Origin of the sequence: Caballeronia sp. BR00000012568055 (assembly GCF_029439455.1) — a bacterium.
Lineage (GTDB): Bacteria > Pseudomonadota > Gammaproteobacteria > Burkholderiales > Burkholderiaceae > Caballeronia.
On the sequence record NZ_JAQFVG010000315.1, the window covers coordinates 78,656 to 101,248 of the forward strand.

24 protein-coding genes are annotated in these 22,593 nt (G+C 59.8%); 12 read left to right on the forward strand and 12 right to left on the reverse strand.

Going from position 1 to position 22,593, the window contains the following annotated elements; all coding sequences use genetic code 11:
- Positions 1 to 142: 142 nt before the first annotated feature.
- From flgB to flgL, 12 genes are all read left to right on the forward strand, one after another.
- Entirely contained in the window at positions 143 to 631 is a 489-nt protein-coding gene (gene flgB / locus P7F28_RS24875) for a flagellar basal body rod protein FlgB (RefSeq protein ID WP_277187431.1), read from the forward strand.
- A gap of 13 nt (positions 632 to 644) precedes the next feature.
- Positions 645 to 1,070 (forward strand): flagellar basal body rod protein FlgC, encoded by a 426-nt coding sequence (gene flgC / locus P7F28_RS24880; RefSeq protein ID WP_277187432.1) that lies wholly within the window; start codon positions 645 to 647, stop codon positions 1,068 to 1,070.
- A 26-nt stretch (positions 1,071 to 1,096) separates the two neighbouring features.
- Positions 1,097 to 1,816, forward strand: coding sequence for a flagellar hook assembly protein FlgD (locus tag P7F28_RS24885; protein ID WP_277187433.1), 720 nt, complete (start codon positions 1,097 to 1,099; stop codon positions 1,814 to 1,816).
- A 41-nt stretch (positions 1,817 to 1,857) separates the two neighbouring features.
- Positions 1,858 to 3,117 carry a flagellar hook protein FlgE gene (gene flgE, locus P7F28_RS24890; protein WP_277187434.1) on the forward strand — a complete coding sequence of 420 codons (1,260 nt, stop codon included), beginning with the start codon at positions 1,858 to 1,860 and terminating at the stop codon, positions 3,115 to 3,117.
- A 24-nt stretch (positions 3,118 to 3,141) separates the two neighbouring features.
- Positions 3,142 to 3,894 (forward strand): flagellar basal-body rod protein FlgF, encoded by a 753-nt coding sequence (gene flgF / locus P7F28_RS24895; protein WP_277187435.1) that lies wholly within the window; start codon positions 3,142 to 3,144, stop codon positions 3,892 to 3,894.
- Positions 3,895 to 3,930: 36 nt separating this feature from the next.
- The gene (gene flgG, locus P7F28_RS24900; RefSeq protein WP_277187436.1) at positions 3,931 to 4,719 is read left to right on the forward strand and encodes a flagellar basal-body rod protein FlgG; all 789 of its coding nucleotides are present in this window, start codon (positions 3,931 to 3,933) and stop codon (positions 4,717 to 4,719) included.
- A gap of 133 nt (positions 4,720 to 4,852) precedes the next feature.
- Positions 4,853 to 5,482, forward strand: a complete 630-nt coding sequence (locus P7F28_RS24905; RefSeq protein ID WP_370467400.1) for a flagellar basal body L-ring protein FlgH — start codon at positions 4,853 to 4,855, stop codon at positions 5,480 to 5,482.
- A 56-nt stretch (positions 5,483 to 5,538) separates the two neighbouring features.
- Positions 5,539 to 6,618 carry a flagellar basal body P-ring protein FlgI gene (locus P7F28_RS24910; RefSeq protein WP_277187457.1) on the forward strand — a complete coding sequence of 360 codons (1,080 nt, stop codon included), beginning with the start codon at positions 5,539 to 5,541 and terminating at the stop codon, positions 6,616 to 6,618.
- Positions 6,619 to 6,630: 12 nt separating this feature from the next.
- A complete protein-coding gene (gene flgJ / locus P7F28_RS24915; protein ID WP_277187438.1) occupies positions 6,631 to 7,683 on the forward strand; it encodes a flagellar assembly peptidoglycan hydrolase FlgJ in 1,053 nt (350 codons plus the stop codon).
- A gap of 406 nt (positions 7,684 to 8,089) precedes the next feature.
- On the forward strand, positions 8,090 to 8,842 hold the full coding sequence (locus P7F28_RS24920; RefSeq protein ID WP_277187439.1) for a flagellar brake protein: 753 nt from the start codon (positions 8,090 to 8,092) through the stop codon (positions 8,840 to 8,842).
- A 283-nt stretch (positions 8,843 to 9,125) separates the two neighbouring features.
- A complete protein-coding gene (flgK, locus tag P7F28_RS24925) occupies positions 9,126 to 11,057 on the forward strand; it encodes a flagellar hook-associated protein FlgK (RefSeq protein ID WP_277187440.1) in 1,932 nt (643 codons plus the stop codon).
- Positions 11,058 to 11,068: 11 nt separating this feature from the next.
- A complete protein-coding gene (gene flgL, locus P7F28_RS24930) occupies positions 11,069 to 12,295 on the forward strand; it encodes a flagellar hook-associated protein FlgL (RefSeq protein ID WP_277187441.1) in 1,227 nt (408 codons plus the stop codon).
- A gap of 53 nt (positions 12,296 to 12,348) precedes the next feature.
- On the opposite strand, the gene P7F28_RS24935 is transcribed toward flgL, so the two are convergent.
- From P7F28_RS24935 to P7F28_RS24990, 12 genes are all read right to left on the reverse strand, one after another.
- Positions 12,349 to 12,594 carry a hypothetical protein gene (locus tag P7F28_RS24935; protein ID WP_277187442.1) on the reverse strand — a complete coding sequence of 82 codons (246 nt, stop codon included), beginning with the start codon at positions 12,592 to 12,594 and terminating at the stop codon, positions 12,349 to 12,351.
- A complete protein-coding gene (locus P7F28_RS24940; RefSeq protein WP_277187443.1) occupies positions 12,594 to 13,841 on the reverse strand; it encodes a radical SAM protein in 1,248 nt (415 codons plus the stop codon). The genes P7F28_RS24935 and P7F28_RS24940 overlap by 1 nt, the downstream gene beginning before the upstream one ends.
- On the reverse strand, positions 13,795 to 15,099 hold the full coding sequence (locus tag P7F28_RS24945; protein ID WP_277187444.1) for an MFS transporter: 1,305 nt from the start codon (positions 15,097 to 15,099) through the stop codon (positions 13,795 to 13,797). Before P7F28_RS24945 ends, P7F28_RS24940 begins: the two co-directional genes overlap by 47 nt.
- On the reverse strand, positions 15,008 to 16,012 hold the full coding sequence (locus P7F28_RS24950) for a radical SAM protein (protein WP_277187445.1): 1,005 nt from the start codon (positions 16,010 to 16,012) through the stop codon (positions 15,008 to 15,010). Before P7F28_RS24950 ends, P7F28_RS24945 begins: the two co-directional genes overlap by 92 nt.
- Positions 16,013 to 16,416: 404 nt before the next feature.
- The gene (gene fliR, locus P7F28_RS24955) at positions 16,417 to 17,211 is read right to left on the reverse strand and encodes a flagellar biosynthetic protein FliR (RefSeq protein WP_277187446.1); all 795 of its coding nucleotides are present in this window, start codon (positions 17,209 to 17,211) and stop codon (positions 16,417 to 16,419) included.
- A 3-nt stretch (positions 17,212 to 17,214) separates the two neighbouring features.
- On the reverse strand, positions 17,215 to 17,484 hold the full coding sequence (fliQ, locus tag P7F28_RS24960) for a flagellar biosynthesis protein FliQ (protein WP_277187447.1): 270 nt from the start codon (positions 17,482 to 17,484) through the stop codon (positions 17,215 to 17,217).
- Between the two features lie 11 nt (positions 17,485 to 17,495).
- Positions 17,496 to 18,266, reverse strand: coding sequence for a flagellar type III secretion system pore protein FliP (fliP, locus tag P7F28_RS24965; protein WP_277187448.1), 771 nt, complete (start codon positions 18,264 to 18,266; stop codon positions 17,496 to 17,498).
- A 259-nt stretch (positions 18,267 to 18,525) separates the two neighbouring features.
- Positions 18,526 to 19,014, reverse strand: a complete 489-nt coding sequence (gene fliO, locus P7F28_RS24970; protein ID WP_277187449.1) for a flagellar biosynthetic protein FliO — start codon at positions 19,012 to 19,014, stop codon at positions 18,526 to 18,528.
- Positions 19,011 to 19,436 carry a flagellar motor switch protein FliN gene (gene fliN, locus P7F28_RS24975; RefSeq protein WP_277187450.1) on the reverse strand — a complete coding sequence of 142 codons (426 nt, stop codon included), beginning with the start codon at positions 19,434 to 19,436 and terminating at the stop codon, positions 19,011 to 19,013. The genes fliO and fliN overlap by 4 nt, the downstream gene beginning before the upstream one ends.
- The gene (fliM, locus tag P7F28_RS24980; protein WP_277187451.1) at positions 19,429 to 20,424 is read right to left on the reverse strand and encodes a flagellar motor switch protein FliM; all 996 of its coding nucleotides are present in this window, start codon (positions 20,422 to 20,424) and stop codon (positions 19,429 to 19,431) included. The genes fliN and fliM overlap by 8 nt, the downstream gene beginning before the upstream one ends.
- A gap of 26 nt (positions 20,425 to 20,450) precedes the next feature.
- Complete coding sequence (gene fliL / locus P7F28_RS24985; RefSeq protein ID WP_277187452.1) at positions 20,451 to 20,945, reverse strand: flagellar basal body-associated protein FliL; 495 nt, start codon at positions 20,943 to 20,945, stop codon at positions 20,451 to 20,453.
- 238 nt (positions 20,946 to 21,183) lie between these two features.
- Positions 21,184 to 22,593: flagellar hook-length control protein FliK (locus P7F28_RS24990; RefSeq protein WP_277187453.1), on the reverse strand; the 1,410-nt coding region annotated here is incomplete at its 5' end.

Consider the following 22,593-nt stretch of genomic DNA (forward strand, 5'->3'; position numbering starts at 1 on the left):
CCAAGCGTCGAATAGAAGCTGAGTTCCCCGGTTATTCGTCGGATTAGTTATTGCATGGCGATCCTAAGATGCGTGTCATGCAAAAAGGCCTTGGCGATGCCACGGCGTTGCCCGAAGTCGCCAGAGTCAAGGAGAAACCGGAATGCTGGACAAACTCGATAAGGAATTCGCGTTCGGCCGAGAAGCGCTCGATGTACGCGCGTATCGGCAGGAATTGCTGTCGTCGAATATCGCCAATGCGGATACGCCCGGCTACAAAGCACGCGACGTCGATTTTTCGAGCGCGCTGGCCGGTGCGCTCAAGCAGCAGGGCGGCGCGGCCACCGCATCCAACACCAGCACGCTGAAGATGGCGCAGACGGTGAGCGTGAGTTTCAGCGGCGGCATGGCGGTGGCGGCGCAAGGTCATATGTCCGGCACCTCGACGCTCGCGGCATCGGGCGGTTCGAGCGAGGACTACGGCAAGCTGGCGTATCGCAATCCGAGCCAGCCATCGCTCGACGGCAACACGGTCGATCTCGACGCCGAGCGCGTGCAGTTCGCCGATAACACCGTGCATATGGAAGCGGGCATGACGGTGTTGTCGTCGCAGATCAAATCGATGTTGTCCGCCATTACGTCGAACGGCTAAAGGAAGAACGGCCATGTCCAACCTGATGAACATTTTCAACGTCGCCGGCTCGGCGATGTCCGCTCAGGCGCAGCGCCTGAACGTCACTGCATCGAATCTCGCCAACGCGGACAGCACCACCGGCCCGGACGGCCAGCCGTACAAGGCCAAGCAGGTCGTGTTCGCCGTCGATCCGCTGGGCGGCGCGCGCAGCGGCTCCGGCCAGCAGGTCGGCGGCGTGCAGGTGACCAGCGTGGTCGATGACCCGAGCCCGATGAAAACCAGCTACGACCCGAGCAATCCGGCCGCGAATTCGGACGGCTACGTGACGCTTCCGAACGTCGATCCCGTGCAGGAGATGGTCAACATGATTTCCGCGTCCCGTTCCTATCAGGCGAACGTCGAGACGCTCAATACCGCCAAGACTTTGATGCTCAAGACCCTGACCATCGGCACCTGACAGAGAACGTAAAGGAAACACGACACATGAGCGCCTCCGGCACCACCATCGGCAGCAGCGGGACAACCGTCTCGCAAACCCTGCTCGACACCATGAACGGGACGTCGAGCGCGTCCGGTTCGTCCAGTTCCAGCGGCACGACGTCCGCATCGGATCTGCAGAACACGTTTCTGACGCTGCTCGTCACGCAGCTGAAGAACCAGGACCCGACCAATCCCGCCGATAGCTCGCAGATGACTTCGCAGCTTGCGCAGATCAATACGGTGCAGGGCATCTCGAATCTGAACACGTCGCTCAGTTCGCTGGCGACGCAACTGGCTGCGGGCCAGACGTCGCAGGCGGCGTTGTTGATCGGCTCGAACGTGCTGGCTGCGGGCAGCAACGTGACGGTTTCCAGCGGCGCAGCATCGGCGTTCGGCGTGAAGCTGGACAACGCCGTGAGCGATCTGCAAGTGCTGGTGAAGAACTCGGCCGGTCAGATCGTCAACACGCTCGACCTCGGCGCACAGAGCGCGGGCGTGGTGCCGGTATCGGGCTGGACACCGACGGATTCGAGCGGCAAGACGCCCGCCGACGGCACATACACCATCACCGCGCAGGGCACGATCAATGGCCAGCAAGCCACGGCGACCACGCTGGCGGCATCGCAGGTGCAGAGCGTGGTGCAGATGACCGATGGCACGCCGGGTCTCAAGCTCGCCAATGGCAAGACAGTCGCGCTGACCGGCGTGGCGTCCGTCCTCTAACACTTTTTTGACGCGGGCGGCGTCCCGCACCGGAGCAACACATGAGTTATCAACAAGCACTGAGCGGTCTGGGCGCTGCATCGAGCGATCTCGACGTGATCGGCAACAACATCGCCAACTCGAACACGGTCGGCTTCAAGTCGGGTCAGGCGCAATTCGCCGATATGTACGCGAATTCGATGTCCACCGCCGTGAACAACCAGGTCGGTATCGGTACGCGTCTGGCGGAAGTGCAGCAGCAGTTCTCGCAAGGCACGATCACCACGACCAATCAGGCGCTGGACGTGGCCATCAACGGCAACGGGTTCTATCAGTTGTCGAACAACGGCTCGACGGTGTACTCGCGTAACGGCGTGTTCCACCTCGACAACCAAGGCCGCATCGTCAATTCGTCGGGTCTGCAACTGATGGGCTATGCCGCGAACTCGAACGGCGTGGTCAACAGCGCCAGCACGGTGCCGCTGACGGTGCCGACATCGAACGTCGCGCCGATCGCCACCAAGAACATCACCGCGTCGTTCAACCTGAATTCGCAAGACACCGCACCGACGGCCACGCCGTTCAATCCGAGCGATTCGACCACGTTCAACACATCGACTTCGGTGAATGTGTACGACTCGCTCGGCGGCACGCAGCAGGTTTCGGTGTATTTCGCCAAGAGCAGCACGGCGAACCAGTGGGAAGCGTATGCAACTTACGGCAATCCGGCCAGCTCCCCGATCAACCTCGGCGCCATGACGTTCAACTCGTCGGGCACGCTGACATCGACCACCGCGCCGACCGGTTCGACCACGTCTTCGTCGCCGGCATCGGGCCAGTTCAGCTTCTCGATTCCGAACGGCGCGGACGGCGGCGCAACCAAGCAGGCGCTGACCATCAACCTGAACGGCACCACGCAGTACGGCGCGAAAGACGGCGTCACGAATATCGTTCAGGACGGCAATACGACGGGCGAACTGACCGGCTTCACGGTCGGCAGCGACGGTACGCTCACCGGCAACTACTCGAACGGCAACACGCGTTCGCTCGGCCAGATCGTGCTCGCCAACTTCAATAACCAGAACGGTTTGCAGGATCTGGGCGGCAACGTGTACGGCCAGACGGCGGCATCGGGCGCGCCGCAGGTATCGGTGCCCGGCTCGACCAACCACGGCACGCTGCAAGGCGGCGCGGTGGAAGACTCGAACGTCGATCTGACCAGCGAACTGGTGAATCTGATCACGGCGCAGCGCAACTATCAGGCGAACGCGCAGACGGTCAAGACGCAGCAGGCGGTCGATCAGACCATCATCAACCTGTAATAGCAGCACGAAGGGAAGCGATTCATGGACCGTCTGATCTACACCGCGATGACCGGCGCAAGCCAGGCGTTGGAGCAGCAAGCCACCGTGGCGAACAACCTGGCGAACGCATCGACTACGGGTTTCAAGGCCCAGCTTTCGGCGTTCCGTCAGGTGCCGATGTCGTTCGAGGACCAGTCCGCCGATGGCACGACGCGCACCTTCGTGCTGTCGTCCACGCCGACCGCGGATTACTCGGCCGGCCCGATCACGCAGACCGGCAACCCGACCGATGTCGCCATTCAAGGTCCGGGCTGGCTCTCGGTGCAGACGCAGGATGGCGGCGAGGCGTACACGCGCGCCGGCAACCTGCATGTCGATGCCAACGGCCAGCTCGTCACCGCGAATAACCTGCCGGTGTTGGGCAACAGCGGACCGCTGTCGATTCCGCCGGGCGCGCAGGTATCGATCGGAAAGGACGGCACGATCTCCGCGCTGGTCCCCGGCGACCCGCCGACGGCCATCGCAACGGTAGATCAGCTCAAGCTCGTGAATCCGGATCCCGCGACGCTTACGCGCGGCGACGACGGCCTGTTCCGCACCGCAGACGGCGATCCCGCCGAAGCGGATCCGAACGTGGTCGTTGCCGGCGGCGCACTCGAAGGCAGCAACGTGAACGCAGTCTCCGCGATGGTCTCGATGATCGCCAACGCGCGCCAGTTCCAGATGCAGACCAAGCTGATGGAATCCGCGGACCAAAACGATCAATCGGCCAACAAGCTGCTGAGCTTCTCGTAAAGCGTCGCGGCATACGACACACAGGACACAGACAACATGAATCGCTCTCTCTATATCGCCGCGACCGGCATGAATGCGCAGCAAGCGCAGATGGACGTCATTTCGAACAACCTGGCCAACGTGAGCACCAACGGCTTCAAGGGCTCGCGCGCCGTGTTCGAAGACTTGCTGTATCAAACGACCCGCCAGCCGGGCGCGAATTCGACGCAGCAAACCGAACTTGCCTCGGGCAATCAGCTCGGCACCGGTGTGCAGCAGGTTGCAACGGAACGTCTGTACACGCAGGGCAATTTGCAGCAGACGGGCAACTCGAAGGACATCGCCATCAACGGCCAGGGCTTTTTTCAGGTCACGATGCCCGATGGCAGCACCGCTTACACGCGCGACGGTTCGTTCCAGACCAACGCGCAAGGCCAGCTCGTCACGTCGAGCGGCTATCAACTGAATCCGGCGATCACCATTCCGCAGAACGCGACGGCGATTACGGTCGGTTCGGACGGCACGGTGTCGGTCACGCAGGCGAACGCGACGACCAGCACGACGGTCGGCCAGATCACGATTGCAACCTTCATCAACCCGGCCGGTCTCGATGCACGCGGCGAAAACCTGTTCTCCGAAACGGGCAGCTCGGGCGCGCCGAACGTCTCGCAGCCGGGTCTGAACGGCGCGGGCACGCTGCAACAGGGCTACGTGGAAGCATCGAACGTGAACGTGGTGCAGGAACTGGTCAACATGATCCAGACCCAGCGCGCCTACGAAATCAACAGCAAGGCCGTGACCACGTCCGACCAGATGCTTCAAACGCTCTCGCAGATGCAGGTTTAACCCTCTATTCCACCGATAGAAACGGAAAGGATCGCGGCACACTTACGCCTAATCCAGCTTCACTCGAGTTATCACGATGTCGTCACTTCAAATCATCACGCGCGTGGCTTCGGTCGCGGCTCTCACAGCCGCGATGGCCGCCTGCGGTCTCGTGCCGAGAGAGCCGATCATCCAGCAGCCGATGACCGCGCGTCCGCCGCAGCCGGCCGTCGGTGGCCTTACGCCCGGCGCGATCTACAACGCGGGCTATGCAGGCCGTCCGCTGTTCGAAGATCAGCGTCCGCGTAATGTCGGTGACATCCTGACCATCGTGATTTCGGAAAACGTCAACGCGACCAAGTCGTCGGCGGCGAATACGAATCGGGGCGGCACGGGATCGTTCTCGGTGCCGACCACGCCGGGCATCTTCGGCGGGCTGTTCAACAACACGAATCTGTCCGCGACCGGCGCGAACAAGTTCACGGCGGCAGGCGGCGCGAGCGCGGCCAACACCTTCAGCGGCACGCTGACGGTGACCGTCACTGAAGTGCTGCCGAACGGCAATCTGATGGTGAGCGGCGAGAAGCAAATGCTCATCAACCAGGGCAACGAATTCGTGCGCTTCTCGGGCGTCGTCAATCCGGTGACGATCTCGGGCAGCAACACCGTGTACTCCACGCAGATCGCCGACGCGAAGATCGAATATTCGGCGAAGGGTTATATCGACGAAGCGGAAAACATGGGCTGGCTCCAACGCTTCTTCCTCAACGTCGCGCCGTTCTGACCATCATGAATCGCAGAATCAAACGCCTCTTCCTGTTTTCGCTCGCGGCCGCCGTCATGGTGGTCACGCATCCGCCGCGCGCGCACGCCGAGCGTCTCAAGGATCTCGTCTCGTTTCAGGGTGTGCGGGACAATCCGCTGATCGGTTACGGTCTCGTGGTCGGTCTCGACGGCACCGGCGACCAGACGATGCAGACGCCGTTCACCACGCAGTCGCTCACCAACATGCTCGGCAATCTGGGTATCACGGTGAACTCGGCGACGACATCGAACATGCAGTTGAAGAACGTCGCCGCCGTGATGGTTACGGCCACGCTGCCGCCGTTTGCGCGTCCGGGCGAGGCGATCGACGTGACGGTTTCATCGCTCGGTAATGCGAAGAGTCTGCGTGGCGGCACGCTGCTGATGTCGCCGCTCAAAGGCGCGGACGGCGCGGTCTACGCGATGGCGCAGGGCAATCTCGTGGTCGGCGGTGCAGGCGCAAGCGCGAACGGCAGCAAGGTACAGGTGAATCAACTTGCGGTCGGCCGCATTTCCGGTGGCGCGATCGTCGAACGCGCGGTGCCGAATGCGGTTACGCAACCCGGCGGCACCATGCAGATGGAACTGCGCGAAATGGATTTCGACACCACGCAGCGCATCGTGGCGGCGGTGAACAATCAGTTCGGTATGGGCACCGCGCTCGCACTCGATGGCCGCACCATCCAGCTTCGCGCCCCCGCCGATGCCGGCGAGCAAGTGTCCTTCATGGCGCAGTTGCAGAATATCGACGTGCGTCCGGCGCAGGCTGCGGCGAAGGTCATTCTCAACGCGCGCACAGGTTCGATCGTGATGAATCAGATGGTCACGTTGCAGAACTGCGCGGTCGCACATGGCAACTTGTCCGTCGTGATCAATACGAAAACGGCGGTGAGTCAGCCGGGCGCGTTCTCGAATGGCCAGACAGTCGCCGCGCCGCAATCGAATATTCAGTTGAAGCAGGATAGCGGCGCGCTCAAGATGCTGAGCGCAGGCGCGAATCTCGCGGATGTCGTCAAGGCGCTCAATGCGCTCGGCGCAACGCCTGCCGATCTGATCTCGATCCTTCAGTCGATGAAGGCGGCAGGTGCACTTCGCGCCGACCTCGAAATCATCTAAGGACCCAGGCTCATGAACTCGAATACGACGAGCGGTATCGCCAACTCCGCGTTGGCATCGACCGATACGAGCGATGGATTCTCCAAGCTGTCCAACCGTTTTGCACTCGACACGCAGGGCTTCGACGCGCTGCGTGCGCAAGCCGGCAGCAACCCGCAAGCCGGCCTGAAAGAAGCGGCCAAACAATTCGACGTCGTGTTCACGCAGATGATGCTCAAGAGCATGCGCGACGCGACGCCCTCCGAGAGCCCGTTCGATTCGAACGATTCGAAGTCCTTCACCGGCATGCTGGATCAGCAGTTGTCGCAGCAGATGTCATCGAAGGGCATCGGCGTGGCGGACATGATGCTGAAGCAGTTGATGCGCAACTCCGGCGCAAAAACCGACGCCGCCAACGGCAACAGCGCGATGAACACGCTGTCCGGCATGGTCAACAAGGCAGGCGGCGGCGACCTCGATTCGAACGCGGGCAATATCGCCGCGATGAACGCGATGGCGAAAGCCTACGCGGCGGCGCAGGCGAACAAGAACGGCGCATCGGCGAATCTGGGTAACGGACGCGGCTACACGGCGGCGGACGCGCTCGAAGCGCCCGCGCGCGGCAGCGGATCCGACAAGGTCAACGCATTCGTCGATAGACTCGCCGTGCCCGCGCAAGCCGCGAGCGCGGCGACGGGCATTCCGGCGCGCTTTATCATCGGACAGGCGGCGCTGGAGTCGGGCTGGGGCAAGCGCGAAATCAAGAACGCGAACGGCACCACCAGCCACAATATTTTCGGCGTCAAGGCGACCAAGGACTGGACCGGCAAGACTGTCGATTCCGTCACGACCGAATACGTCAACGGCGCGCCGAAGAAAGTGGTCGAAAAATTCCGCGCCTACGATTCGTACGAAGACGCGCTCACCGATTACGCCAGCGTCATCAAGAACAATCCGCGTTACGCGCCGGTCGTGGGGGCATCGCGTGATGTGGCGGGTTTCGCGCACGGCATGCAGAAAGCGGGTTACGCAACCGATCCGCAATACGCAAAGAAACTCATCTCGATCATGCGGCAGATCGTCTGATCGACCGATGCGAGAATGATGCAGTAAATACGACAGCGGCCACGTGGCCGCTGTTTCTTTATGGAGCATTTGAAAGCGGAACAATCAACCGATTCGAATCGCGGACAAAAAATATCGGTGAAAAGATCAAGTATTCGCCCGTAAATACCGACATACAACAAGAAGGCAGGAAATTTCGAAACGATGCCTTAGAAGGTGACGACATTGTTCGGACCTTAAGCATCTGCAAACGTTTTACGCCGGAAGGGACGGCGGACCACATAAATATTTCCCGGACGACCCTAAACTTTTTATAAGGTTTGCCGCTATTCCGAACACCACAGCGCCGGGCTGGCGAAAGTCCCGGCGGCAAAGCAATGTTCTGGATAAAAAGCGGCGCGCGAGCACAATGAACCTGGCCAGCACCATGAATACCAATCACATGCATGACGTTGAGGATGACGACATTGCCCCGATCGTCGATTTCGGGCGGCGCAATCCGCTCGAAATCGGTGTTTCCCTGCGCAATCTGGGAAATCGCGGCGACTTCCTCACGGCGCAGTACGGCGACGGGCAGATCGTCACACGCGTGCTCGATGTCGATGCGACGAAGAACACCTTCGTTATCGACTGGGGCGGCGTGTCTGAGCAGAACCGTCACGTTCTCGCGGCGCAGAAGCTGATTTTCCACGCATCGCCGGATGGCGTGCGCGTGGAGTTCACCACGGGCGCGGCGCGCGAAACCACCTTCGAAGGGCGTCCCGCGTTCGAAGTGGACTTTCCGCCGGTGCTCTACTACATGCAGCGCCGCGAGTATTTCCGCGTCGAAGCGCCGGTACTCGATCCGTATATTTGCAGCGGCTCGCTGCCGGACGGCGAGCGCTTCCGCTTCGAAGTGCATGATTTGTCGCTCGGTGGCGTCGCGCTGCGCACCTCCGATGAACGCGTCGCCGATCTCGAACTCGGTCTGGAAATTCAGGACGCCGAGTTGCACTTCACGACCACCGGCAAGGTCACGCTGGACCTGAAACTTGTTTCGCATCGCGAAGCAACTACGGCGAAGGGCGATCGTCGCTTTACGCTCGGCTTCAAATTCCTGTCGATGCCCGGATCGGCTGAAAACACGCTGCAACGTCTGATTACGCAGCTCGAGATGAAGCGCCGTTCGCTGGCGAAGTAAGTTTCCGAATCGGCTTTATCGAACGAGTCCCGAATGCTTTTAACGCTTCGGGACTCGTTTGCATTTCAGGCCCGGAAATAAGCGGTAAATCGTCGCCAGTTCCGCAGATGGTCCGCGCAAAAAGGAAAACATAATGCAAACGTGGCAAGAACCGCCCGCCGGTTCTGCCCGATTTTTGCCCGATAAAAACGTTTGCTCAACTTTCCGAAACTTCCGCCGATAACAGGTGAAGTAAGGCGTCAAACGCCCGCCGTCACGCCGCCCAAATTCAGGACCCAAACGCATGTCGAACAACCTCCTCAGCATCGGATTGTCCGGTCTGAACGCGGCCCAGTGGGGGCTGACCACGACCGGCAACAACATCAGCAACGCGGCGACGCCGGGCTATACGCTCGAAAAAGTCACGTACACAGAAGCGTCCGGCCAATACACCGCGTCGGGATATCTCGGCAATGGCGTGCAGACGGCCAACGTCACGCGCCAGTACAGCCAGTATCTGACTACGCAGGTCAACAACACGACCGCATCGAGCAGCGCCGCCAGCACGAACTATTCGATGCTCTCGCAGCTCAACAATCTCGTCGGCGATCCGACCACGGGTATTGCGACGGGCATCAGCAATTACTTCTCCGGCTTGCAGTCGGTGGCGAATTCGCCGAGCAGCACGTCGGCGCGTCAGTCGCTCATCAGCAGCGCGCAGACGCTCGCCGATCAGATCAACACCGCCGGCCAGAACTACGATCAGTTGCGCCAGAGCGTGAACACGCAGCTCACCAACGCCGCGACGCAGATCAACACGTACACCAAGCAGATTGCCGATCTCAATCAGCAGATCGGCGCGCAGACCGCTGGCGGCCAGTCGCCGAATCAGTTGATGGATCAGCGCGATCAGGCTGTCGCAAGCCTCAGTTCGCTGGTCGGTGTATCGGTGGTGCAGCAGTCGAACGGGAATTACAACGTGTTCGTCGGCAATGGCCAGCCGCTGGTCGTCGGCAATACGAACTACACCTTGCAGACGGTCAATTCGCCGTCCGATCCGAGCGAAATGACGCTCGCGTACACCAACACCAGCGGCACCACGCAGACCGCCGCGAACACGCAATACCTGAGCGAAGACTCGCTGTCGGGCGGCGTGGTCGGCGGTTTGATCGACTTCCGCACGCAGACGCTCGATCCCGCGCAGGCCAAGCTCGGCGCGATCGCCACGAGCTTCGCCGCGCAACTGAACGGCCAGAACGCGCTGGGTGTCGATCTGAACGGTCAGGCAGGCGGCGCGCTGTTTTCCACGGGCACGCCTTCGGTGTATTCGAACGCGCGCAATCAGGGCAGCGGCACGGTCTCGGTCACGCTCGCAAACTCGACGACGCCGCCCACCAGCGACTACACGCTCTCGTACGACGGCACCAACTACAACCTGACCGATTCGACCGGCAAGTCGATGGGCACGATCACGCCGCCGTCGAGCACGGTCGCGGGCATGAACATCTCCGTGTCCGGCACGATGCAGAAGGGCGATTCCTTCACCATCCAACCGACGCGCTCATCGCTCGATAACTTCTCGCTCGCCACCACCAGCCCGTCAGCGATTGCAGCAGGTTCACCGGCGATCACATCGGCGGCGACGGCGAATACGGGCACGGGCGCGATTACATCGGCGACGGTGACATCGGGCTACAGCATTCCGACCGATATCAAGCTCACCTACAACTCGACCGCAGGCGGTTTCACATCGAACGTGGCGTTGACGGTCGGTACCACGACGTATCCCGCCAACACGACGATTCCGTACAGCTCGTCCACCGGCCTCACGGTCAGCGCGAACGGCGTGAGCGCGACGATCAGCGGCAAGCCATCGAACGGTGACGTGTTCAACGTCGCCGCGAACAAGGGCGGCACGAGCGATGGCAGCAACGCGCTCGCCATGTCGAACCTCGTCACGGCTAAGTCACTCAACAGTAACACCGACACGCTGACGGGCGCGTACGCGAACTACGTCAACGATATCGGCAACCAGACCAACCAGCTCAAAGCCACGAGCACGTCGCAGACTGCGCTGCTGACTCAGGCGACCTCCGCACAGCAGTCGGTGCAGGGCGTGAACCTGAACGAAGAAGCGGCGAATCTGATGCAGTATCAGCAGCTTTACCAGGCCAACAGCAAGGTGATCCAGATTGCCTCGACGCTGTTCCAGACGATACTCGGCGCGCTCAACTGAGGTTTCCAGCGATGCGAATTTCCAGTTCCCAGTATTTCAATCTGAACGTCTCGTCGATGAGCGATCAGCAGAGCACGCTCGCGACGATGTATCAGCAGATCTCGTCGGGCAAGCGCATTTCCAGCGCTTCCGACGATCCGCTCGGCGCGGCGCAGGCCGTCACGCTGACCATGCAAAGCGGCGCGCTTTCGCAGTACGGCACCAATCAGACGCAGGCGTTGTCGTCGTTGCAGCAGGAAGATTCGACGTTGAGCGATGTCAGCAACGTGATGCAGAGCGTGCAGACGCAGATCATCCACGCAGGCGACGGTTCGCTGACCGACGCCGACCGTTCTTCGATTGCCACGGTGCTGCAAGGCTACCGCGATCAGTTGATGAACCTCGGCAACACGCAGGACACCAACGGCAACTACATTTTCTCGGGCACGAAGGGCGGCAGCGCGGCGCTAACGAACAACGCATCGGGCGTCGGCGCGAGCTATGACGGCGATCTCGGACAGCGCACCGTGCAGATCAATTCGAGCCGCACGGTTTCTGTCGGCGATACGGCGGCATCCATTTTCCAGAGCGTGTCGGCGACGGAAAGCAGTTCGGTGCCGAGCGCCACGACGGGCAATGCGGGCACGGGCGTGATCAGCGCCGTGAGCATGAACGACTCGACCAACACCAGCAATTCGAGCACGTTCAAGATCAACTTCGCGGTATCGGGCGGAGCGACCACGTACACGGTGACGACCACGCCGCCGGGCACGACATCGGCGGCGCAGGCGTTCACGGCGGGATCGAAGATCACGCTGGGCGGACAGTCGGTGCAGATCAGCGGCGCGCCCGCCAATGGCGACAGCTTCAACGTGCAGCCGGCGGCATCGGGCAATACGGATGTATTCACCACGCTCGATAACCTGATTTCCGCGCTCAAGCAGCCGCTGACAGGTTCGAGCACGGCGCAGGCCACGCTCAGCAACGCGCTGGCGACGGCGGGCACGCAGATCGGCAATTCGCTGAACAACGTGCTGGCGATGCAGACATCGGTCGGCGGACGCGAGCAGCAAGTTCAGGCCGCGCAGACCGCGTTGACGACGAGCCAGACCCAGAACAAATCGGATCTGGCGAATCTGACGAGCATCGATCTGGTTTCGTCGATCTCGTCGTATGAGCTGACGCAGAACTCGTTACAGGCCGCGCAGATGGCGTTTTCGCAGATTCAGAAGATGTCGTTGTTTAATTATTTGAGTTGATCATGTTGTGCTGAAAAGAAAACAGCGTCCTCGGACGCTGTTTTTTTGCGAACTCAAGCCGGAACAATCACGCCATTGTCGAGGCACTTTTGCCAAAATGCGTGGGCGTCGTCTGAAGCGATGCCGGCTTGCTCGCACGCATCGACCAATTCAGTGTTACTGAATGCCTTGTCAAGCTTCTGGTGCAGGATGTCAAATCCGGAATGATTAAAGCGAAGTATTCGAAATTGCTTCTTGTCGAAGAAGCTGCGTTCGGATTCACGCACGATCAAATCTGCTGCAACACAGAACTGTTCCATCAGTAATATCCTGTCAGGTCGTTTTCGAGTCTCTCGGCGAGAGCTTGGTAAAGCATCGCTTCCGAGTGCGTTGTCAGTTGCTCGTAGTGAGCATAACTATCGGGTTTCAGATACGCTCTGATTCGATTCAGAGCCCATAGATTTGCTGCCCGTTCGCGTTCGTCCAGGTGAGACGCGCGCGGAGAAGCGTGCAGGGTGTCCGTCGCGATATGACCGATTTCGTGCATCAAAGAGAAAAACTTGATCGGACGCGGCAGCCCGTTTTCGATGTACGCGATGTATTCGGCATCGCGCCTGAAGATCAAGGCATTGGCATCCAGAGAGTCTGACTCGACAACTTCGGCCACGCCATATTCGGCGCATGCGTCCCATAACACCTTCTCGTAAAAGTGCTGGAGCTTTTGATCCACGTACGTAGCGTATTGTTCTGCGATCGACACTGCGCCAAGCTTGCCGATCAATGCTCCGCCGTCGCCGGCCGCGAGCACGCCATCTGCGCCGATAGTGAGTGGCGGCATTCCAGCGCGCGGGAGAATCTTCTGCCCGGTCCACAAGTCGATCGTGGGACTAGCGATCCAGTCGCGCTCGAGGCCGTGTGAGTCGATGAAATCCCGCGCCTCTGTAAGCGCCCGTTCGATTTCCGATTGAGTCAACGCGCGCAGCGTCGCGCTGCTTTCGAACGCCCGGTAGAAAGCCAGCTTCACCCGAAAAATGCCGACCTCCCGACACAGCGTCAAAAAGCGGGGGAGATCGACCCAGTTGTCCCGATGAAGGCATATGGCCAGATTCACCTTTACGCCGACCGCTTGAAAGCGACGAATCGAAGACATGACATCGTCGAAGTTTCCAGGGCCGCGAATCGTGTCGTTTGATTCGGCCGTCGCACCGTCCAGACTCATTTGAATCGTGGGAATGCCGGCTGCCGCATATTTCGACACTTCATCGTCCGACACGCGGGTACCCGTGATGGCCACCAGAGGCAGCATGTTTTTCTGATCCGCGTAAGTCACGATATCGAAAAAATGCGGATGCAATAGCGGCTCACCGCCCGAGATGATGAGCAGGTACACCCGCTGTTCGCTCAGCTGATCGATGATTGAAAAAGCGGTTTCCTTGCTCAACTCGTGACGATTGAGCAAATCGCTCTGTACGAGAAAGCAGTGCGCGCACCGGCTCCGGCACCGATACGTGATGTACAGATTAACCGCCTGAGGAAGCCGGGGCCGAATCTTTTGAACGAGCTGCATAAACGCTCCAAAGTCCAAGAGCCAAAATCAACACTGCCGAGACCAGACTGACGACACCAAACATGGCCTTGTCGGAAGTAAAACCGGAGGCCTGAGCCAGGCCGTATGAAAAAAGCGCGGCGGTCATCGACCGAAGCAGGGCTGCAAGAGAAAGAATGGTGGTTCTGGACTTGCTCCCCGCTGCGATATTCATGTTGATCATGTAGGCGGAAAGCGATGGGTACACTGCGCGCACGAGTTGGTGGCACAAGATCGCGCAGATAATCCCCGGTACTGCCATGAACTCCGTAAGCACCGCTGCAGAGGCTGCGAAAATCAGTGCGATCACTACCAGCACGACGGGCCCGTCGACACGCGAACTCACTTTGCTGTACGCGTACGCGAATACGGCCGAAAGCAGAGAAAACGCGCCAAAGACTAGACCTAGTTCGCGCAAACTCAGGCCGGCACTCATGAGGAGCGGCTGATAAAGATTGAATCCTGTTCTTACGCCTGCAAAGGCCACCGCAGAAACGAGGATGGAAACGAACAGCTTGGGAGATTCAAAGGCGGCTTTGCAGGCGTCTAGTGCAATGGCATTAAGCGAGACTTGCCGCACGTTCGGCTCGGCAGTAGGCGCATTTATCAGGATGCCGAGTGCGATCGTGGTTACTGAAAGTACGACTATGTCGACGATCATCGGCAGCGCTAGCGAGACGGATGCAAACCAGCCTCCGAGGGCCGCGCCCGCTGCGCCGCCGAGCAAGGCGAAGCCGTTGCTTCGTGCGCAGACGGCGTTGAACTCACGTTCGCGGTTGGCCGACGCGAAGACCGAAAACATCATCGACTGAAAAGCACCGGTCGACAGCGCTCCGCCCAATGAAAACATCGTGGCGGTAAGCAGCATGGGCGTGCGCGTGCCGAAAACGACCAGCGACAACATCGCAGAGATATAGATTAGATTCCCGGCGATCAATGCGCGCTTCGCGCCGTATTTGTCGGCAATCGCGCCGGTCGGCAATTGAAACGCCCATGAAAGAACGAAGATGCACGACATCAGCATCGCATATTGGGCGAATGTAAAGCCTGCGTATTGCGTGTAGAAAATAACCAGGACAGGCGCGATGAACGTCTCCAACGCAAACAGCGACTGCAGATAGGAGAGCCATTTCCATTTTTCAATATCTCTATTTGCATCCATATCTGAAAATGTTCTTGCCGTAAGCCCGATAAGCGACGTGACACCCGTGTTGATGAACGTCTGAGAAAGAAGCAGCATCAGGACTCTCGTCCGGGCGGAGTTGTCCTCTCCATTTCTTGAAGAGTTGATGCTCTCTCCAAAACACGCCAATATCCGCCGGATTTTCGACTTCCTTCGATGTTCTATCTTGCTCCACGAGCATGTCGCACGCGGACAGGGTGAAATCACTGTTAATAATCAAGGACGATGTCCCTGCGCCGCACCCAAGCGTGGGCCCCGTCTTCTCTTTTGGTGATGAGAATTCGATAATCTGATGAAAAGCGCCGGCTTCGACCGTGATATCGCTAAATCGCTTGCTTTCAGCAGCAATAACTCGACTCACTTCCGCGCTGATCGCTGGCGTCAACGCATGCCCTTGAACAAGGCACGAGCCGGTTCCAATGGGAATAAAAGCATTGAACTTGATTCGCTTCAGGCCGAGTTCATCTGTCATTCGGAAAATATCTGGAATGCTGAGATAATTTTGTCTTGTCACCGTCACAGCCAGCGCGACACTCGCCCCCGCAGCCTGTAGATTGCGCGCGCCTTGGAGTATCTGAACAAACGTACCCGTGCCGCGAATCGGGTCGTTATCTTGGGCTGATGCGCCTTCGATACTCACTTGAAAGCGGGTCGCGCCACTTTTGACCAGCGTTTGCGCGCGTTCAGGGGTAGCGAGAAGTGCATTTGTGGCAATCTTTACATTTATCCCGTAATGCGTCAGATGTTCGACGATCTGTTCCAGATCGGGACGCGTCAGCGGCTCACCGCCAATGAGCACAACGCCCTGCACACCGTTATTCCCAAGAAAGTCAACTATGGGAAGGATCCTGTCGAGAGCAGCGGTTTGCTTATAGTCCTTCAGATAACAATGACTGCATCGAAGATTGCATCGGCTCGTGATGTACCACTTGATAAAAAGCGGAAAATCCAGATCGATGATTGGACGCATAAATGCAAACCCTCACTGAACGAGACTCAGCGGAATCAAACCATATTAAAAAAGGGCGGACCAAATGGTCCGCCCTTTCCTTTAGGCGTTACTGCTGCTCAGACAACCTTCAACATGAACAACTTCGAAGTCGGGAGCCGTAACTTTGATTGCAGATGCGTTTTGCATTTTTAACTCCAACTTAGATTTAGCTTGCCGAATTAATCGGGCATCACATGATGCGATGCAAGTTAAGAGTATTTCAATTAGATTTTTATTGAAAGTGCGCGTTAATCAAAAACTGAAAATTAGGAATTTTCGTGGCGAGTGATTTTGAATAATGACTTCTGTCAGAATATGATTGTGGTACATGGCGCAATATCGTGTTTCGCTGACTTTTAGCAATCACGGCAAGCAAACACAACTCAATACATCGCCCCCGCAACCCGCCCGACCTGCGCAATCCCCGAATCGAAAGTACGCTGGAAAAATGGCATCAGATTGGGAATCATCAATTGCAGCAGCAACATGCCGACCAGCATCGTGACGGGAAAGCCGATCTGGAAAATACCGATCTGCGGTGCCGCGCGATTCAAAATACCGAGCGCGATATTGGTAATCAAAAGCGCCGCGACAATCGGCAGCGACAGCAGCAAACCGGTCGAAAACACGCTCGCGCCGTAGCCGACCAGCGTCTTCCACCCCTGCGCATGCGATGCCGCCGCCACCACGTTCGTGCTGATCGGCACGCTCTGAAACGTGGTGATCAACGCGCTGATCAACTGCAAATGCCCGTCGAGCACGAGAAAGGCGAGCGTCGCCAACGCGTTCAGATAACTCGATACCACCACCGCATTGCCACCCGCGCGCGGATCGTAAAGCATCGCGAAACCGAGGCCCATTTGCTGGCCGATGAACTCGCCCGCCGCATCGACGGCGGCGAATGCGATCTGCATCGTCATGCCGATGGCCGCGCCGATCAAAAACTGATTCACGATGATCCACACGCCCGTCGCCGAGAACACGGTGGCTTGCGGCATCGCGGGTAAAGTCGGCGCGACGATGAGCGTGATGAAGGCCGCCAGCGCCACTTTGATGCGCACCGGAATGCCCATATGACTGAGCACGGGCGCCGTGGCGATCAACGCGAGAATGCGCACGAATGGCCACAAAAACGCCGTAAGCCAGCCGTTCAGTTGCGCATAAGTAACCGAGAACATCGCTTAGCCGCTGACGCCGGGCGTGATGGTGAGAATCGAACGCATATAGTCGAGCAGCGTCGTGAGCATCCACGGGCCGGCGATCACCAGCGTCACCGCCACCGCAATCAGCTTCGGAATGAACGACAAGGTCGATTCGTTGATCTGCGTCGCGGCCTGGAACAGGCTCACGACGAGACCGACCACGAGCGCGACGAGCAACAGCGGCGCGGCGAGCAACAGGGCGACGTACATCGCCTGATGCGCCATTGTCATGACGGTTTCTGGCGTCATTTCTTATTCCTCTACGAGACGAAGCTTTGAGCAAGCGAGCCGATCAGCAATTGCCAGCCATCGACGAGCACGAACAGCATCAGCTTGAACGGCAGTGCGATGGTCACAGGCGAGACCATCATCATGCCCATCGACATCAGCACGCTCGCCACCACCATGTCGATGATGAGAAACGGAATGAAGATGGTGAAGCCGATCTGGAAGCCCGTCTTCAGCTCGCTCGTCACGAACGACGGCACCAGCAGTGAAAGCGGCACGTCTTCGGGACCGTTCATCGGCGCGGCGTGCGAGATGCGGGCGAACAGCGCGAGATCGGATTCGCGTGTCTGCTTTAGCATGAACTGCTTGAAGGGCGTGATACCGCGCGTCATCGCCTGATCCATCGTGATGGTGCCTTCGGAGAAGGGCTTGTAGGCGTCGGTATAGGCTTTATCGAGCACCGGCGACATCACGAAAAACGTCAGGAACAGCGCGAGGCCCACGAGCACCTGATTCGGCGGCGTGCTCTGCGTGCCGAGCGCCTGACGCAACAGCGACAACACGATGATGATGCGCGTGAAGCTGGTCATCATCAGGACCATCGCGGGGAGGAACGAGAGCATCGTCAGCAGAAGCATGGTCTGCACGCTGAGCGAATACGTCGTGCCGCCGTTCGGGCCGGGGCTGGTGTTGAAGGCGGGCAGGCCCGCCGTGCTTTGCGCGAAGGCGATGTACGGCATCAAGCCGATAATCACCGGCAACGCGAGTTTCGCGCCGCGCACGATGTGACGACTGACCTGCATTACTTGCTCCTGCCGAAGAACTGCTGAAGGCGCTTGCCCGCGAAGATCCGGCGAAGCCGCTGACTCTGGAATAGAACGAAGGTGATAGCCATGAATTCCTGCCTCTTTCGATAGGCTGAATTGTTGACTATGCGGGCTTGCAGCGATGGCGCGAACAGAAGGGGAATATCGGGCCAACTCGTTCTATTGCGGCACACAAAAGAAAACGGCCGGAGCGTGTAGTCAACGCGCTCCGGCCGTCACTTGGAAACAATGCGCGTTACTTGAACTTCTGCATGCGCTTGCTTGCTTCGCTTTTCATCGCATCGCGGAAGCGCTGGCCGAAGTTGCCCTGCGTCTGCACGTGCGTCTCGACGCTTTCCACTTCCGCCGATCCCGCCGGCATCGTATGAAGCAGGCGCACATTGCCCGGACCCGCGCCGAGCACGAGCCACTGATCGCCCACTTCGATAACCGCCACGCGCTCTTTCCCGCCCAGCGATGCCCCGCCAACCACCTTCACGATCCCGCCGCGCTTCACGCCGTTGACGCCCAGCTTGCGCGCCAGCCACGCACAGCCGAACACGAAGCCGATCACGATCGCCAGACCGAACAGCGTCTGCAAGACCGCGCCGAATCCGAGCGATGGCACCGCGCTTCCCGCACCGACGCTTGATGCGATCTGCGCGGCGTGGTTCACGGCGTTCATATCGGCTGCATGGGCCAGCAGCGGCACACAAGCAAAAGCGAAGGCGACAACACGTTTCATCGATTCAACTTCCGGATACGTTCGGACGGCGTGATGATGTCCGTCAGGCGGATACCGAACTTGTCGTTCACCACCACCACTTCGCCCTGCGCGATCAGACAGCCGTTGACGAGCACGTCCATCGGTTCACCGGCCATGCCGTCGAGTTCGACGACCGAGCCTTGCGCCAGTTGCAGCAGATTGCGGATCGCGATTTTCGTGCGGCCCAGTTCCACCGTCAGATTCACCGGAATATCCAGAATCATGTCGATGTCGTTGCGTGTAGACGGCGCAGCAGGCTTCGACAGCGGCTGGAACACGCCCGCGCCAGTGGCAGGCGCATCGTTGCCATTCTGTTCGGCGAGCGCGCTGGCCCAATCGTCGAGCGCCAGTTCGTCGTCTTTCTCCGCGCCGGGCGCGTCGTCCTGCATCAGTTCACTCATATTGACCTTCCTTCGAATCGCCCGCGCTGATCATCTTTTGCACGCGCAGCGCGTATTGACCATTGAAAATTCCGTAACCGCATTCCATCACCGGCACGCCATCGACCTTGGCCGTGACTTGCTCGGGAATCTCGATCGGCAGGACATCGCCTGCGCGGAGATTCAAAAGCCTTTCGAACGATGAGCGGATCTCCGCGAGATCCACCGTCACCTCGACTTCCGCAAGCTGCACCTGCTGCGACAGCACGCGCACCCAACGGCGATCCACTTCGAGCGCTTCGCCTTGAATGGGCGACGAGAGCACGTCGCGGATCGGCTCGATCATCGAATAGGGCATGCAGATATGCAGCGTGCCGCCGATCGAACCGAACTCGATGGTGAACTGCGTGACGATCACGATTTCGTTCGGCGTCGCCACGTTCGCAAACTGCGTGTGCATTTCCGAGCGCATATATTCGAACGTCAGCGGCTTCACGCTTTTCCACGACGCCGTGTAATGCTCGAACACCAGATTCAGCAACTTGCCGATAATCCGCTGCTCGGTCTGCGTGAACTCGCGGCCTTCCACACGCGTGTGAAAGCGCCCGTCGCCGCCGAAGAGGTTATCGACCACGAAGAACACGAGATTCGGATCGAGCACGAACAGCGAGGTGCCGCGCAAGGGCTTGACGTGGACGAGGTTGAGGTTCGTCGGAATCGGCAGATTGCGGGTGAATTCGCTGTACTTCTGCACCTTCACCGGACCGACGGAGATTTCCGCCGAACGCCGCATGAAGTTGAAAATGCCGACGCGCAACAGCCGCGCAAAGCGATCGTTGATGATTTCGAGGCCGGGCATCCGGCCGCGTACGATGCGTTCCTGCGTCGCGATGTTGTACGGGCGTACACCGGAAGTCTGCGTCTCGTCTGCGACTTGATCGACTTCACCGGTGACACCCTTGAGGAGGGCATCGACCTCCTCCTGCGACATGAACTCTTCGTGGCCCATGAGTCTCTTGGCTCAGCGTGAGATGGTTACTGGACGACGAATTCGGTGAACAGCACTTCTTCGACGTGAACCGGCTTGTCGGCGCTGCTCGCGGCGGCGTCCACAGTCTTGCGCAGTTCTTCGGCGGGCTGCTTCTTGCCTTCGACGCTGGTGATGTCGTCCGGCTTTTTGCCCGAGAGCGCGAGCAGCACGTGGCTGCGCACTTCCGGCATATGCTCGGTGATGGCCGCCTGAATCTTCTCGTCCTTCAGCTTGAGCGTGAGACCCGTGCGCAGATAGTGCATGGAGCCGTCGTCGGACTGGAGATTGACGGTGAGCGAATCGAGCGGGAAGAAGACCGGCGGCAATTCCGGCGCGGGCTTGGCGGGCGCGTGAGACGCCTGCTTGCCCAACAGGAAGTACGCGCCGCCCGCGCCTGCGCCGAGCAGCACGATCGCGCCGATCGCGATGATCATCATCTTCTTCATTTTCCCGCCCTTTGCGGGGGCGAGGTCTTTCGGATTTGCGGTAGTGGTGGCCATATGCTTGCCTCTTTCGATAGGTTGAATTGTTGGCTATCGCGCTGTAAAGCGATGGGTCGAACAGAGGGGGTTTTGCGGTCCAGCTTGTGCGTTTGGAGCGATGCGGGATTTCCGTCCGGATTTCTCTTTATCGGAGGGAATGGGGTGGAAGTTGAGGGTACTGCGCGGAAAGGGGGACGACGCCGCTGTCAGAACGACAGCGGCGGGGTGAAACGAAGAGGTGAATCAGGAAGGTAAATCAGGCAAACGTATCGACAATCCCCACTTGCCGGCGCACTGGCACGCTGACGCTCGACGTCACCGCGGAATCATCGCTACCGCCGATAGCCGATGCATACGAATTCCCGCCGCGTCCCGAGCCTTGCTGCGAGGACGACTGCTGGCGCGCAAACGCCGATCCATCCGATACAGACGCGCTGCCCAGACTGATCCCGCTCGCTTCCATCGCTTCGCGCAGTCGGGGCATCGCGGCTTCGACGGCTTCGCGCACTTGCTGATGCTGCGACACGAACAGCGCGTGCGCGTGCTCGCCGGTGACTTGCAGCGTCACCTGCAACGGCCCGAGATCCTTCGGATTCAGCGTCAGTTCCGCGCTCGTCTGCTTCGACGATGACAGGAACACGACCTTCTGGCTGAACGCATCGTCCCAGCCGGAACCGCCGACGTGCGGAGCGATTGCAGCGCTCGTGGCCGCCGTCGCTGCACCCTGCGCGCTCGTCGTGGAAGACGCATTCGCCGCGCCCGCCGATGCGACCTGTTGCGCCACCGCGTTCGCTGCCGCATCGGCGGCTTGCTTGTAGGCGGCGGTGGCATCGGTGGAGACGGGGGTTTGGGCGGTCACGGCGGCGGTGAGGGCGGCTGCATCGGCCTGAGCGGCGGCGGGCGCGGCGGCCGCGCTGGCGTTGTCACTTGCCGAAGCGCCGAGCAGGCCGGCCGAACGGCCACCCTTCGCGTCGCGGCTGAAGAAGCTGCCCGGCTGCAATTCGCCGTTCGCGCTGGCTTGTTGCGCACCGCCCGCGTTCGTCGAAGCAGACGCGGCGGCAGCCGCAGCCGTTGCAGTCGCCGTAGCGTTCGGCGTCGCGTTCATCGCGGCCAAAGCGGTTTGCAGCGCGTCCTGCGCCGATTTCGCGTCGTCGTTCTTGTGCGTGCCCGTGGTCGTAGTCGAGGACGTGTCGCTGCTGCCATCGGTCGATGCGGTCGTCACCGATGCGGCCAGATCGGCGAGCGTGGTTTGCGCATCGGCGTTGGACGCGTCGTTGGCGGCGGGCTTTTGCTGAGCGTTGGCTGCATCGGCGGTCGTCGCGGGCTTGGCGTTCGGCGCGGCGGCGGGCTTCGAGGCATCGGCGGTGTTGTCTGCGGGCTTCGATGCGTCCGCTTTCGTGCTGCTATCGGCGGAAGCGGAGGACGCAGCCGAAGCATCGTCGGTCGAAGAAGACGAAGACGAGGAAGAAGCCGAAGCACTGTCGTCAGGCTTCGGCGCATCGTGCACGCTGGACTTATCGGCGGAGGAAGACGCAGAAGCAGCCGAAGCCGCAGCATTGCGCGCCGCGAGCGCATCCGCATTGGCCTTGTCGGCGAGACCTTGCAGCGTCAGTCCGAACGACAAGCCCGCGTCCGCCGCGCGCTTCGCGCTCGAACCCGACGCCGA

Coding starts and splice junctions, on each gene's coding strand:
- flgB (WP_277187431.1), top strand. CDS start 143: ATGCTGGACAAACTCGATAAGGAATTCGCGTTCGGCCGAGAAGCGCTC.
- flgC (WP_277187432.1), top strand. CDS start 645: ATGTCCAACCTGATGAACATTTTCAACGTCGCCGGCTCGGCGATGTCC.
- P7F28_RS24885 (WP_277187433.1), top strand. CDS start 1,097: ATGAGCGCCTCCGGCACCACCATCGGCAGCAGCGGGACAACCGTCTCG.
- flgE (WP_277187434.1), top strand. CDS start 1,858: ATGAGTTATCAACAAGCACTGAGCGGTCTGGGCGCTGCATCGAGCGAT.
- flgF (WP_277187435.1), top strand. CDS start 3,142: ATGGACCGTCTGATCTACACCGCGATGACCGGCGCAAGCCAGGCGTTG.
- flgG (WP_277187436.1), top strand. CDS start 3,931: ATGAATCGCTCTCTCTATATCGCCGCGACCGGCATGAATGCGCAGCAA.
- P7F28_RS24905 (WP_370467400.1), top strand. CDS start 4,853: ATGGCCGCCTGCGGTCTCGTGCCGAGAGAGCCGATCATCCAGCAGCCG.
- P7F28_RS24910 (WP_277187457.1), top strand. CDS start 5,539: ATGGTGGTCACGCATCCGCCGCGCGCGCACGCCGAGCGTCTCAAGGAT.
- flgJ (WP_277187438.1), top strand. CDS start 6,631: ATGAACTCGAATACGACGAGCGGTATCGCCAACTCCGCGTTGGCATCG.
- P7F28_RS24920 (WP_277187439.1), top strand. CDS start 8,090: ATGAATACCAATCACATGCATGACGTTGAGGATGACGACATTGCCCCG.
- flgK (WP_277187440.1), top strand. CDS start 9,126: ATGTCGAACAACCTCCTCAGCATCGGATTGTCCGGTCTGAACGCGGCC.
- flgL (WP_277187441.1), top strand. CDS start 11,069: ATGCGAATTTCCAGTTCCCAGTATTTCAATCTGAACGTCTCGTCGATG.
- P7F28_RS24935 (WP_277187442.1), bottom strand. CDS start 12,594: ATGGAACAGTTCTGTGTTGCAGCAGATTTGATCGTGCGTGAATCCGAA.
- P7F28_RS24940 (WP_277187443.1), bottom strand. CDS start 13,841: ATGCAGCTCGTTCAAAAGATTCGGCCCCGGCTTCCTCAGGCGGTTAAT.
- P7F28_RS24945 (WP_277187444.1), bottom strand. CDS start 15,099: ATGCTGCTTCTTTCTCAGACGTTCATCAACACGGGTGTCACGTCGCTT.
- P7F28_RS24950 (WP_277187445.1), bottom strand. CDS start 16,012: ATGCGTCCAATCATCGATCTGGATTTTCCGCTTTTTATCAAGTGGTAC.
- fliR (WP_277187446.1), bottom strand. CDS start 17,211: ATGTTCTCGGTTACTTATGCGCAACTGAACGGCTGGCTTACGGCGTTT.
- fliQ (WP_277187447.1), bottom strand. CDS start 17,484: ATGACGCCAGAAACCGTCATGACAATGGCGCATCAGGCGATGTACGTC.
- fliP (WP_277187448.1), bottom strand. CDS start 18,266: ATGCAGGTCAGTCGTCACATCGTGCGCGGCGCGAAACTCGCGTTGCCG.
- fliO (WP_277187449.1), bottom strand. CDS start 19,014: ATGAAACGTGTTGTCGCCTTCGCTTTTGCTTGTGTGCCGCTGCTGGCC.
- fliN (WP_277187450.1), bottom strand. CDS start 19,436: ATGAGTGAACTGATGCAGGACGACGCGCCCGGCGCGGAGAAAGACGAC.
- fliM (WP_277187451.1), bottom strand. CDS start 20,424: ATGGGCCACGAAGAGTTCATGTCGCAGGAGGAGGTCGATGCCCTCCTC.
- fliL (WP_277187452.1), bottom strand. CDS start 20,945: ATGGCCACCACTACCGCAAATCCGAAAGACCTCGCCCCCGCAAAGGGC.